Raw genomic sequence first — 12,821 nt, forward strand, 5'->3', positions numbered from 1 at the left:
AAACAAGACACACCATTTTGTTCGCTTTGAAGCAAAAAATGGTCCATGCCGTAAAATTACGTAAAATCAGATCGGAAATACCGAAAGATCTGTTATTTTTTACATTCTTTAATACATTTATAATTATAAGCACCTGCAGAGATGGAGAATTAATGACATGACACATGCACATGAGGCGGTAAAAACCCGCCACAAGGAGACCTCACTCGCCTTTCCGATTTTGGCGCTGGTAGTACTGTTCTTTTGGGGGAGCAGTCAGTCACTACCAGTGGTCATCGGCATTAACGCACTAGCCCTTATTGGTATATTAAGTAGCGCATTCAGCGTTGTCCGTCATGCAGACGTATTAGCTCACCGGCTTGGTGAACCCTATGGCTCGCTGATTCTCAGCCTTTCGGTGGTTATTCTCGAAGTCAGTTTAATTTCCGCATTAATGGCAACCGGTGACGCCGCGCCCACGCTAATGCGCGATACGCTCTATTCCATCATTATGATCGTCACCGGTGGGCTGGTCGGGTTTTCATTACTGTTGGGTGGCCGCAAATTTGCTACCCAGTATATGAACCTGTTCGGTATTAAGCAGTATTTAATTGCGCTATTCCCGCTGGCCATTATCGTGCTGGTATTCCCGATGGCATTACCGGGAGCGAATTTCACCACCGCGCAGGCACTGCTGGTAGCCTTAATTTCAGCAGCAATGTACGGTGTATTTTTGCTGATCCAGACCAAAACACACCAGAGCCTGTTCATTTACGAGCATGAAGATGAGGGGGACGGCGACGACCCACATCACGGTAAACCTTCAGCGCACAGCAATCTGTGGCACGCCGCCTGGCTTGTCATCCATTTGATTGCCGTTATTGCCGTCACCAAAATGAACGCCAATCCGCTGGAGACGTTACTCACTGAGCTGAATGCACCCGTGGCATTTACCGGTTTCCTGGTGGCGTTGCTTATTCTCTCCCCAGAGGGTTTAGGTGCATTGAAAGCGGTACTGAACAATCAGGTGCAGCGAGCGATGAATTTATTCTTCGGCTCCGTACTTGCCACCATCTCACTGACCGTACCCGTCGTCACACTGATTGCGTGGGCAACAGGGAATGACCTGGTATTCGCGCTGGGCGCACCAGAGATGATTGTCATGGTTTCTTCGCTGGTGCTGTGCCATATCTCCTTCTCCACCGGACGCACCAATGTGCTCAACGGTGCAGCGCATCTGGCACTGTTTATCGCCTACCTGATGACGATATTCGCCTGATAATCAACTCAGGTGCAACCCACGGCCCTTTGCAGGGCCGTTTTTTTATCCATGCTTATTGCTCTGGGTAGACCTGTTGGCCATCCACAAACGTGAATAGTGCTTGTGTCTGGTGCAGTTTATCTGCCGCAACGGTCAGAATATCCTGATCCAGAACGGCAAAATCAGCGAGCTTGCCAGCGCGTAAACTCCCTCTCTGCTGTTCGGCAAATGCCAGCCAGGCGGCATTTAGCGTATACATTTTTAACGCATCTTCCCGGCTGACCCGGCGTTCCTCATCACGTACAGAGCCGTCGAGCGCTTTCCCCGTCACATGGTATTCAATGGCATGCCACACACCCGCAACGCCTATTCTTGTCGCATCCGTCCCCCCGGCAACGATCACGCCTTGCTCCAGTGCGGGTTGAATGGGGGATGACTGCGCTGCAACGGTTTTACCAGTAGCGCGTTCAATGGCGGGAGATTCAAAATACGGCCCCATCTGCACGGAATAGGCTAAACCTAATTGCTTCATCCGGGCTATCGTCTCTGCCGTACCGGTATTTAAATGGGCAATTGACCAGCGAAGCTGGGTAATATCATGCGATTTCGCCACCTCGCTAATGACATCCAAAATCGCGTCTGCGCTATTATCGGTATAAGCATGTATTTCAACGGGGACACCTTCCTGCGCCGCCAGCTGTAACACCTTATATTGTTCCTTTTTGGCAGCTGGCGATGAACTAAATCCGGATGACATCCGCACGCCATCATTCATTTCCAGCACCAGGCTTTCACCAAAACCTAAGAAGGATATTTTCCCATCATCATGCACTGCCGGACGAAACGCCAGACGCTGTTTAAACCACTCGGCCTCATTACCGGGCGGTGCAGATAAGCGATACCCAACACGCATCCTCATTGGCTGCTGTTGCTGAAATTTAAAGAAATCGCGATAGGCCTGTTCTTGCCCTGCTGAAGGGTCAATAAAACCCACGACGCCCCGTTTATTTAAATAGTGAATAAAGGCGTTGAGGTTTTCTCCTACATTATTATCCTGACTGATCTGAGCGAAAAGTTGGTTAAAACTGCCAATGGTGCCGCGTAATTTCCCCGTGGCAAAACCTTTATCGTTGCGCTCTATAACTATTCCAGCGGGGATAGCTGGCGTAGGGCTGTTTAGCTTGAGAGCATCAATAGCATGTTGATTTAACAACGCATAATCATAAAGGCTCTGAACATATGCAGGGTTTGCAGGCAGCGCCTGATTAAGTTCCTGAAGGGTTGGTTCTCGCTTTTCGGCAAATTGTTCAGGTATCCATGATCCTACCACGGCCACCCACTGCGCCGCGTTTTTCTCTTCTGCCGATTGCGACAGTTTGCGCAGGGCATCAGGTAATGTTTTGGCATCAAACCAGTAGGTTTCGAATGAGAACGTCCTTCCTGCGCGAATACCATGCAGATGCGCATCAATTAATCCTGGGATCACCGTTTTACCCGCAAGATTAATTTCTCGCGTATTCTGTCCCGACCATTTTTTAATCTCTTCATTATTTCCGACAGCAATAATGTGTTGCCCTTTTACCGCCAGAGCCTGCGCATTTGGCTGTTGTTCGTCCATGGTAATAAGCTGGCCGTTATACAAAATAACATCAGCCTTATCCTGCGCAGAAGCCAAAGAGGATGTCCCCATCAGCATTATAGCCAGTGCCATATTACGCATCGCAGGAGGGGGCGTTTTGAAGCAAAGGCCCATTTTACTCATCATGTTTATCTTCCTTTTGTGTGCAAAGCTAATCAGGAAACCTGTGCCGAAACGCAAGGCTGGCAAGTTGCGCGCTGGATACCAGTCGTTCAAGCGAGTGTCCGCCACGCGCTTTTCCTGACAAACCCAGCATCGTGGTACAGACGTAATCGGTCATACTTTTCGCCTCTGCGGGGTAACGCTGGGCAATAAAGTTATGGATCTTATTTTCAGCAATCGAGTAGAACGCGCGGGCGGCATTGCGTGCCTGTGGATCATTGCAATGCGTTCCTTCCAGCACTAAACATCCTGTCGCATCAGGATCGGCAGCATAATGACGAGCCGCCTCCTCAAGCAGCGTTGCCAGACAGTCAGCAACGGGCCTGTCGGCACGTAAAATATCGTCAAAAGGGATCGCGTCGGTTTGCACGTAACGCCTCAATACTCGCTGATAAAGGCCGAGCTTATTCCCAAAAGCAGCGTAGAAACTGGGAGGTTTGATACCCAGAACCTGAGTGACATCCGCCACGCTAACGGTATCGTAGCCGCGGGCGTGAAATAAAGGTTGCACCGTCGCAACCGCCTGTTCCGGGTCAAAATTACGCGGTCGCCCCGGCGCACGCGAACATTTTGTAGTGATCATTATAAATCCATTGACAGAAAACCATGCGGCTATTATATATCGATCACTACATAATTGTTCAAGGAGTATCTGATGTCTTCATTCAAGGGTAAATCGGTGCTGGTTCTTGGTGGTAGTCGTGGGATCGGCGCGGCAATTGTACGCCGCTTTGCCGCGGAGGGGGCATCCGTCACCTTCACATACTCCGGCTCTCCTGACGCCGCCAAAGCGCTGGCCGATGAGACTGGCACCCGCACGGCGCAAACCGACAGTGCCAAACGCGAGGACGTTATCGCACGGGTGCGGGAAAGTGGCCCGTTAGATGTGCTGGTCGTTAACGCTGGAATTATCCTGTTCGGCGACGCGCTGGATCAGGACCCTGATGAAGTTGAACGTCTTTTCCGCATTAATATTCACGCCCCCTACTACGCCGCGGTGGAGGCTGCACGCCAGATGCCTGAAGGTGGACGAATCATCATTATCGGTTCTGTAAACGGTGACCGTATGCCCATCGCCGGTATGGCTTCTTATGCGTTAAGCAAGTCGGCACTACAAGGGATGGCAAGAGGGTTGGCTCGTGATTTTGGTCCGCGTGGTATTACGGTGAACGTTGTGCAACCCGGCCCAATTGATACCGATGCCAATCCGGCAGAAGGTCCGTTGAAAGAGCTGATGCACAGCTTTATGGCGCTAAAACGACATGGGCGACCGGAAGAAGTTGCCGGAATGGTTGCCTGGCTTGCTGGCCCTGAAGCAGGGTTTGTGACAGGCGCAATGCATACTATTGACGGCGCGTTTGGCGCCTGACGGGAATAACAGGCCGGAAGAATACCCCCCGGCCTGTTCAACGCTCTTAGTTTTCAGTGTCCAGCTCATCGAAGCTTTTCACCAGATCATCGATTGCTTTGATCTGCGTGAGGAACTGTTCCAGTTTCGCCAACGGCAGCGCGGACGGACCGTCGCATTTGGCATGGGCTGGATCCGGGTGCGCTTCAATAAACAGACCCGCCAGGCCTACCGCCATACCGGCGCGAGCCAGTTCGGTAACCTGTGCACGACGACCGCCGCTTGCTGCGCCAAACGGATCGCGGCACTGCAGCGCGTGGGTGACGTCAAAAATCACCGGAGAGTTACCGGAAACTTTCTTCATCACGCTAAAGCCCAGCATATCGACAACCAGGTTGTCATAACCAAAGTTCGCACCACGGTCGCACAGGATAACCTTGTCGTTACCGCCTTCATGGAATTTATCCACGATATTGCCCATCTGGCCCGGGCTCACGAATTGCGGTTTTTTCACGTTAATAACAGCGCCCGTTTTCGCCATCGCTTCGACCAGATCGGTCTGACGCGCAAGGAATGCCGGAAGCTGAATCACATCCACCACATCGGCAACAGGCTGTGCCTGGCTGGCTTCATGAACGTCGGTGATCACTTTTACGCCAAACGTCTGCTTCAGTTCCTGGAAGATTTTCATCCCTTCTTCAAGGCCTGGCCCACGGTAAGAGTGGATGGAAGAACGGTTGGCTTTATCAAAGGAGGCTTTGAACACGTAAGGGATACCCAGTTTTTGAGTAACGGTTACGTAGTGCTCACAAATGCGCATCGCCAGATCGCGGGATTCCAGCACGTTCATTCCGCCAAACAGCACGAACGGCAGGTCATTTGCCACGTTGATGTCGCCAATGCTAACCACTTTTTGTTTCATAGGATCGCCTTAAACGGTAGGTAAAGTGTTATTAATCAATGCAATACAATTTGCTTGTGCGAAATAGTATTAATCTGCGCACGGATCATTTCGCTGATCGGGTCTTCCGGACACTGCTCAACGAAATAACTTAAATCTGTCAGCGCAACATGTTCACATTCCAGCTGCGCGTAAATCAATCCGCGATCGCGTATTTCATACGGATCCTCAGGATTAAACTGCAATAATGCTTCGCTGGCTCGCAGCGCCAGTTCCATTTGCCGCTCTTCCATTAGCGAAGATTTCAGCGTGTCGAGCAGTTTACGGATCACTTCCGCGTTATCCGCTTCGTCAAGATCCTCGTTGAACAGTTCGGCAACCGGGCTAATGTTACCCTTCAGCCACACTTCCAGCGTGTGTTCATTTAACGTTTCGCCATTGAACGGGTTGATCAACCACATTTCACCTTCCAGCGATTCAATACGCAGGATCAGCTGCGTCGGGAAAATCACCGGAACCAACGGCAGATCCAGTCGGTTAGCAATCCACAATAAGATGGCACCGAGTGAAACCGCACTGCCCTGACGATTTTTCAGGACCTGGTCGAGCCATAGTGCATCAGAAAGACGGTAGACGCCGTGGGTGTCCGTAAACCCCCATTCGCCATAAAAAAGTGCCAGCAGTTTTTCCAGTTGCTCATCCTGAGACAGGAGCTGGCTAATTTCTTCTTGCGCCTGACTCACCAGACGTTCCAGTTCGTCATAGACAGTTTGTGTTGGAAAATCCAGACGGATTGACTCCGACGCCAGGATCATCCCATCACATAACGGCGCTTTATTAAATTCGAAATCAGCTAACGACCTCATGACTTACCCCAGTAACGGTATTTTTGTGGTGGCGAGTTTAATGATGATGTACAGCACCACCAGCGCCAGCGGAAATGCGATTAATCGCGCCTGCTGGCTGCGCGCCCGACGGTAATCGAGCGCAATAAAACCCAAAACGATGTAAATGATAACCCCAAACAGCTTTTCAGTCAGCCATGTCCCCTGTTCGGTGAATGGCAGGATGTGCGTTTTAGCGATCAACGCCACGCCGCTGAGCAGTAAAACGGTATCAATGATCGGTGGCAGAATACGCGTCCAGCGCGCCGATGCAAGGCGTGCATTGGTAGAACGCCACCAAAAACGCAACGTGAATAGCCCGACAGAAAGCACGATGCTAACGAGATGAATAGTGAGTAGCGTGCTGAACGTATTCATGATGGGATGCGCCCGAGCGTAACCCGCTCGTTGCCGCCATAGTCACGACAGGTTTCAACCGCCTGGTAACCTGCGCGGGTAAACGCATCGCGCACCGCCTCACCCTGCTGCCAGCCATGTTCCAGCAACAGATAACCGCCCGTGGTCAACACACGGCGGGACTGATCGATGATAAGTATGATATCCGCCAGACCATTCTCGCCTGCGACCAGCGCCGACAGTGGCTCAAAGCGCACATCGCCCTGCGCCAGATGCGGGTCCTGCTCATCGATGTACGGCGGGTTACTGACGATCATCTCAAACTGTTGCCCCGACAAGGCGCTGAACCAGTTGCTTTGCAACACACGCACATTGTCGATGGCCAGATTCAGTCGATTGCGGTTTGCCAGGTCGACGGCATCCGGCATGCGGTCAACTGCTGTCACCGTGCAATCCGGACGCTCAGACGCCAGCGCCAGCGCGATGGCACCAGTACCAGTGCCCAGATCAAGAATACGGCACGGCGAGGCAGGCAAACGCGCCAGTGCCTGTTCAACCAGGCACTCGGTATCCGGACGCGGAATGAGCGTGGCGGGTGAAACAAACAGCGGCAGCGACCAGAACTCACGAACACCGGTTAAGTGCGCGACGGGCTCCCCCCGCTGACGGCGCGCTACCAACGCGTTCAGCTGTTCACACTGCTCGTCGGTTAATTGCGTTTCGCCAAAAGCCAGAATATAGGTTCGCCCTTTGCCTGTGACAAACTCAAGTATGATCTCGGCATCACGGCGCGGGCTTTCGCTTGCCTGTAATTGGCTGATGGCTTCACGCAGCCAGTGCTGATAGTCCATTAATCTTGCTCGGACAACGCCGCCAACTGGTCGGCCTGGTATTCCTGGACAATCGGCTCAATAAGCATATCCAGTTTACCTTCCATCGCTTCATCCAGACGGTATAGCGTCAGGTTGATGCGGTGATCGGTCACACGCCCCTGCGGGAAGTTATAGGTACGGTTGCGATCGCTACGATCGCCGCTGCCCAGCAGGTTGCGACGCTCAGAGGCTTCCGCCTGCTGACGTCTGGCCACTTCGGCGGCACGAATACGCGCGCCCAGCACCGACATCGCTTTCGCTTTGTTTTTATGCTGCGAACGTTCGTCCTGACACTCCACCACGATACCGGTTGGCAAGTGGGTGATACGGATTGCGGAGTCGGTGGTGTTAACGTGCTGCCCCCCTGCCCCCGATGACCGGAAAGTATCAATACGCAGATCGGCTGGGTTGATATCCGGCAGTTCTGCTTCCGGCAGTTCCGGCATTACCGCGACCGTACAGGCAGAAGTATGGATACGTCCCTGAGATTCGGTCGCCGGAACGCGCTGTACGCGATGACCGCCGGACTCGAATTTCAGTCGACCATACACGCCATCACCGCTGACTTTGGCAATAATTTCTTTGTAGCCACCATGTTCGCCTTCGTTGGCGCTCATGATCTCTACCCGCCAGCGACGCGATTCAGCGTAACGGCTGTACATGCGGAACAAATCGCCCGCAAACAGGGCAGCTTCATCACCACCGGTTCCCGCACGCACTTCGAGGAAGGCGTTACGTTCATCATCAGGATCGGTTGGCAGCAGCAGAACCTGCAGATGCTGTTCCAGTTGTTCACATTTTTCTTTTGCTTCGCGCAGTTCATCCTGCGCCATTTCACGCATTTCAGGATCGTCGAGCATCATCTGTGCCGTTTCGATATCTTCCTGAACCTGTTGCCAGTCCGTAAAACAACGGGAAACATCACTTAATTGCGCATATTCGCGCGACAATGCACGAAAGCGTTCCTGGTCTGCGATAGTTCCCGCATCCCCGAGCAGCGCCTGAACTTCTTCATGGCGTTCATGCAGGGCTTCCAGTTTGGCAACGATAGAAGGCTTCATAGGCGTAAATGCACCCTGTAAAAAATGAGATTGGTGTACTGCTACTCCAGCCCGAGGCTGTCGCGCAGAATATTCAGGCGTTCACTGTCCCCGTCACGGGCGGCCTGTTGAAGTGATTTGGTTGGTGCGTGGATCAGGCGGTTAGTCAGTTTCCACGCCAGGTCCTGCATAATGGCTTGCGCATCACCGCCCTGTTCCAGAGCAGCCAACGCTTTGGCGGTCAGTTCATCACGGATTTGTTCAGACTGACTGCGATAATCGCGGATGGTCTCGCTTGCGCTTTGTGCTCGCAGCCAGGCCATAAACTCGCTGGTTTCCTGCGCCACGATGGTTTCCGCTTCCACGGCGGCCGCTTTGCGCTGCGCCAGGTTATGCGAAATGATGCTTTGCAGGTCGTCAACACTGTACAAATAGGCGTTGGACAGTTTGCCCACTTCCGGTTCGACGTCGCGTGGTACCGCAATATCGACCAGCAGCATAGGCTGATTACGGCGATTTTTTAGCGCACGTTCGACCATCCCCTTGCCAATAATAGGCAGCGGGCTGGCGGTAGAACTGATAATAATATCGGCATCCTGTAAGCGGGCATCAATATCGCTCAGAGAAATCACCTCGGCGCCGACTTCATCGGCCAGCACCTGCGCACGCTCACGTGTGCGGTTGGCGATGATCATCTTCTTCACTTTGTGCTCACGCAGATGTCGCGCCACCAGCTCGATGGTCTCGCCGGCACCCACTAACAGCACGGTTACCGTGGAAAGGGATTCAAAGATCTGACGCGCCAGCGTACAGGCGGCAAAGGCGACGGACACCGCGCTGGCGCCGATATCCGTTTCTGTGCGTACACGTTTCGCAACGGAGAATGATTTCTGGAACATACGCTCCAGCGCACTGGCGTTCAGGTGACCTTTTTGCGAATCCGCAAACGCTTTTTTCACCTGCCCCAGAATTTGTGGTTCACCGAGCACCAGTGAATCCAGACCACTGGCAACGCGCATCAGATGGCTGACGGCGTCGTTGTCCTGGTGCCAGTACAGGCTACTGCGCAGATCTTCTTCGTTCAGATTGTGGTACTCACACAGCCAGCGAATCAGCGCTTCCTGCAGGTTATCCTGCTCTTCAACGCTGAGATACAGCTCCGTGCGGTTACACGTCGACAGCACTACCCCGCCCTGCACCATTGGCTGCGCAAGCAGGCTGTCCAGCGCCTGATCGAGCGTGTCCGGCGAAAACGTTACGCGTTCTCGCAGCGATACAGGTGCCGTTTTATGGTTAATACCAAGCGCTAAAAGGGTCATGTGTGCGGGAATAGTACCAGCGTTGATAAGGTTAGACTGCGTGCATCATACAGGATGCGTGCGGCCAATAAAAGAGACTGCCCCCTTTTGGAGTAATAGCTTACGGTTTAAATTAAGATAACGTGACCGTAGACGATATTCACGGTCGGCGCTAGCATTAAGGGTTATAACTGCAACCGCTGGCATTATTTTTCCGGATGGCGAAAAACGCGTCTTTTCCGACCTGCGGATTCAGTTTGTAGGCCTGATAAGCGCCGCGCCATCAGGCAATTAATGCACCGTATTACAAGGATTTGTCATCATTATGACCCTGCCTGATTTTCGCCTGATCCGTCTGCTGCCGCTGGCGGCCCTGGTTCTTACCGCCTGTACGCTCAACGCGCCGAAAGGTCCCGGCAAAAGCCCCGACTCGCCGCAGTGGCGCCAGCACCAGCAGGAAGTGCGCGCACTGAACCAATATCAGACACGCGGTGCGTTTGCCTATATTTCCGACCAGCAGAAAGTGTATGCCCGCTTTTTCTGGCAGCAAACTGGCCAGGATCGCTATCGTCTTCTGCTGACCAATCCGTTGGGTAGTACCGAACTGGAACTGAACGCGCAACCCGGCAACGTGGAACTCGTCGACAACAAAGGGAAGCACTACACCGCTGACGACGCTGAAGAAATGATCGGCAAACTGACCGGGATGCCCATCCCGCTGAACAGCCTGCGCCAGTGGATCCTTGGCTTGCCAGGCGATGCAACAGATTACAAACTCGACGATCAATACCGCCTGAGCGAAGTGAATTACAGTAAAGATGGTAAAAGCTGGAAAGTCGTGTACAGCGCCTACGACAGTAAAACGCAGCCAGCGATGCCGGCAAATATGGAGCTGTCCGACGGCGACCAGCGCATTAAGCTGAAAATGGATAACTGGATTGTGAAATGATGACCCACTGGCCCTCTCCGGCGAAACTAAATCTGTTTTTATATATCACCGGACAACGTGCGGATGGTTATCACACGCTTCAAACGCTGTTCCAGTTTCTCGATTATGGCGACGAGATGAGTATCAACGTACGCAATGACGGTGAAATTCACCTGTTAACGCCTGTTGATGGTGTTGAGCATGAAGACAACCTGATTGTGCGCGCCGCCCGTCTGCTCATGAAAACCGCCGCGGAACGCGGTCGCCTGCCAGCCGGCAGTGGCGCAGACATCAGCATTCTCAAGCGTCTGCCGATGGGCGGTGGTCTGGGCGGTGGCTCATCGAATGCCGCCACCGTTTTAGTGGCACTGAATCATCTGTGGCAGTGTGGGTTGTCTGTAGATGAACTGGCAATAATGGGCTTAACGCTGGGTGCCGACGTACCGGTATTCGTACGCGGTCACGCAGCCTTTGCTGAAGGCGTAGGAGAAATCCTGACGCCGGTTAATCCAGCAGAAAAGTGGTACCTGGTCGCCCATCCGGGAGTCAGTATTCCAACGCCGGTGATTTTTAACGATCCTGACCTCCCGCGTAACACGCCAAAAAGGTCAATAGAAACGTTACTAAAATGTGAATTCGGCAATGATTGCGAGGTTATCGCAAGAAAACGTTTTCGCGAGGTTGATGCAGCGCTTTCCTGGCTGTTAGAATACGCGCCGTCGCGCCTGACTGGTACAGGGGCTTGTGTCTTTGCTGAATTTGACACAGAGTCCCGTGCTCGCCAGGTGCTTGAGCAAGCCCCGGATTGGCTCAAAGGCTTTGTGGCGAAAGGTGTAAACCTCTCCCCATTGCACAGAGCGCTACTCTAAATCATTTGGGTTTCAGGAAGATGGCGAGATGACGAATCGCCAGACACATACAAAAGTATGTGTCTGGGGTGAGAAATTGATGCCAGCGCACATGAAACATGAATGATGACGAGTAAGCCGGGCAAGCTGAGTTGCGGTGACAACGTCACCCTGTTCCAGACGTTGCATCGCGCTCTTTAATACACCGCCTGGAGAGGATACTGCCTGGCCCGCACAGTTTTCGGCAGATTCTTTCCACCAATGGACGCATGCCTGAGGTTCTTCTCGTGCCTGATATGAAGCTTTTTGCTGGTAACGCCACCCCGGAACTAGCACAACGTATTGCCAACCGCCTGTACACTTCACTCGGCGACGCCGCTGTAGGTCGCTTTAGCGACGGCGAAGTCAGCGTACAAATTAATGAAAATGTACGCGGTGGTGATATTTTCATCATCCAGTCCACTTGTGCCCCGACTAACGACAACCTGATGGAATTGGTCGTTATGGTTGATGCGCTGCGCCGTGCTTCCGCAGGCCGTATCACCGCAGTTATCCCTTACTTCGGCTATGCACGTCAGGATCGTCGCGTACGTTCTGCTCGTGTTCCGATTACCGCTAAAGTCGTCGCGGACTTCCTGTCCAGCGTTGGCGTTGACCGCGTCCTCACCGTTGACCTGCATGCTGAACAGATCCAGGGCTTCTTTGATGTGCCGGTTGATAACGTATTCGGTAGCCCGATTCTGTTAGAAGACATGCTGCAGCTGAATCTGGACAACCCGATTGTGGTTTCTCCAGACATCGGTGGCGTCGTGCGTGCCCGCGCTATCGCTAAACTGCTGAACGATACCGATATGGCTATCATCGATAAACGTCGCCCACGTGCGAACGTTTCTCAGGTGATGCACATCATTGGTGACGTTGCGGGCCGTGACTGCGTGCTGGTTGATGACATGATCGATACTGGCGGTACGCTGTGTAAAGCAGCTGAAGCGCTGAAAGAACGTGGTGCCAAACGCGTATTTGCTTATGCAACTCACCCGATCTTCTCAGGTAATGCGGCAAACAACCTGCGCAACTCAGTAATTGATGAAGTCGTTGTCTGTGACACCATTCCACTGACCGACGAAATCAAAGCACTGCCAAACGTGCGTACGTTGACTCTGTCGGGTATGCTGGCCGAAGCGATTCGTCGTATCAGCAACGAAGAATCCATCTCTGCTATGTTCGAGCATTAATCGAGCCCGGCTCAAAAACCCGCTGCGGCGGGTTTTTTTATCCGTTTTATTTATTTGTATGATTTATGC

General features: G+C 52.8%; 13 protein-coding genes. 5 read left to right on the forward strand and 8 right to left on the reverse strand.

The features are described 5' to 3' along the window. The first annotated feature begins 157 nt into the window (after positions 1-157). The gene (chaA, locus tag RYZ59_RS18640) at positions 158-1,258 is read left to right on the forward strand and encodes a sodium-potassium/proton antiporter ChaA (RefSeq protein WP_061068020.1); all 1,101 of its coding nucleotides are present in this window, start codon (positions 158-160) and stop codon (positions 1,256-1,258) included. A 55-nt stretch (positions 1,259-1,313) separates the two neighbouring features. Here the strand turns inward: chaA and RYZ59_RS18645 are convergent, their stop codons facing one another. Both RYZ59_RS18645 and RYZ59_RS18650 read right to left on the reverse strand, forming a co-directional pair. Continuing rightward, positions 1,314-3,005 carry an amidohydrolase gene (locus RYZ59_RS18645; RefSeq protein ID WP_318050004.1) on the reverse strand — a complete coding sequence of 564 codons (1,692 nt, stop codon included), beginning with the start codon at positions 3,003-3,005 and terminating at the stop codon, positions 1,314-1,316. A 25-nt stretch (positions 3,006-3,030) separates the two neighbouring features. Then, the gene (locus tag RYZ59_RS18650) at positions 3,031-3,624 is read right to left on the reverse strand and encodes a TetR/AcrR family transcriptional regulator (protein WP_318050007.1); all 594 of its coding nucleotides are present in this window, start codon (positions 3,622-3,624) and stop codon (positions 3,031-3,033) included. A gap of 72 nt (positions 3,625-3,696) precedes the next feature. On the opposite strand from RYZ59_RS18650, the gene bdcA reads away from it, so the two are divergent. Then, the gene (gene bdcA, locus RYZ59_RS18655; RefSeq protein WP_318050010.1) at positions 3,697-4,410 is read left to right on the forward strand and encodes an SDR family oxidoreductase; all 714 of its coding nucleotides are present in this window, start codon (positions 3,697-3,699) and stop codon (positions 4,408-4,410) included. A 46-nt stretch (positions 4,411-4,456) separates the two neighbouring features. Here bdcA and kdsA read toward each other — a convergent pair whose 3' ends face one another. The 6 genes from kdsA to hemA are packed head-to-tail and all read right to left on the reverse strand — an operon-like array spanning position 4,457 to position 9,762. Further along, positions 4,457-5,311 (reverse strand): 3-deoxy-8-phosphooctulonate synthase, encoded by an 855-nt coding sequence (gene kdsA / locus RYZ59_RS18660; RefSeq protein WP_048211463.1) that lies wholly within the window; start codon positions 5,309-5,311, stop codon positions 4,457-4,459. Positions 5,312-5,346: 35 nt separating this feature from the next. After that, positions 5,347-6,156, reverse strand: a complete 810-nt coding sequence (gene sirB1, locus RYZ59_RS18665; RefSeq protein WP_202038490.1) for an invasion regulator SirB1 — start codon at positions 6,154-6,156, stop codon at positions 5,347-5,349. A gap of 3 nt (positions 6,157-6,159) precedes the next feature. Next, complete coding sequence (sirB2, locus tag RYZ59_RS18670) at positions 6,160-6,552, reverse strand: invasion regulator SirB2 (RefSeq protein WP_202038489.1); 393 nt, start codon at positions 6,550-6,552, stop codon at positions 6,160-6,162. Next, complete coding sequence (gene prmC / locus RYZ59_RS18675; RefSeq protein ID WP_318050017.1) at positions 6,549-7,382, reverse strand: peptide chain release factor N(5)-glutamine methyltransferase; 834 nt, start codon at positions 7,380-7,382, stop codon at positions 6,549-6,551. Before prmC ends, sirB2 begins: the two co-directional genes overlap by 4 nt. Then, positions 7,382-8,464 (reverse strand): peptide chain release factor 1, encoded by a 1,083-nt coding sequence (gene prfA, locus RYZ59_RS18680; protein ID WP_061068026.1) that lies wholly within the window; start codon positions 8,462-8,464, stop codon positions 7,382-7,384. Before prfA ends, prmC begins: the two co-directional genes overlap by 1 nt. Positions 8,465-8,505: 41 nt before the next feature. Beyond that, positions 8,506-9,762 (reverse strand): glutamyl-tRNA reductase, encoded by a 1,257-nt coding sequence (hemA, locus tag RYZ59_RS18685; RefSeq protein WP_040233235.1) that lies wholly within the window; start codon positions 9,760-9,762, stop codon positions 8,506-8,508. A 304-nt stretch (positions 9,763-10,066) separates the two neighbouring features. Here hemA and lolB point away from each other — a divergent pair, with 304 nt between their 5' ends. The 3 genes from lolB to prs all read left to right on the forward strand — a co-directional run bounded on the left by lolB (position 10,067) and on the right by prs (position 12,752). After that, positions 10,067-10,690 carry a lipoprotein insertase outer membrane protein LolB gene (lolB, locus tag RYZ59_RS18690; RefSeq protein WP_202038486.1) on the forward strand — a complete coding sequence of 208 codons (624 nt, stop codon included), beginning with the start codon at positions 10,067-10,069 and terminating at the stop codon, positions 10,688-10,690. After that, positions 10,687-11,538 (forward strand): 4-(cytidine 5'-diphospho)-2-C-methyl-D-erythritol kinase, encoded by an 852-nt coding sequence (gene ispE / locus RYZ59_RS18695; protein WP_318050023.1) that lies wholly within the window; start codon positions 10,687-10,689, stop codon positions 11,536-11,538. Before lolB ends, ispE begins: the two co-directional genes overlap by 4 nt. Positions 11,539-11,804: 266 nt before the next feature. After that, positions 11,805-12,752 (forward strand): ribose-phosphate diphosphokinase, encoded by a 948-nt coding sequence (gene prs / locus RYZ59_RS18700; protein WP_001518537.1) that lies wholly within the window; start codon positions 11,805-11,807, stop codon positions 12,750-12,752. Positions 12,753-12,821 lie beyond the last annotated feature (69 nt).

The sequence above is a fragment of the Citrobacter sp. HN-141 genome (genome assembly GCF_033341895.1).
In the GTDB taxonomy this organism is placed as follows: Bacteria; Pseudomonadota; Gammaproteobacteria; order Enterobacterales; family Enterobacteriaceae; genus Citrobacter.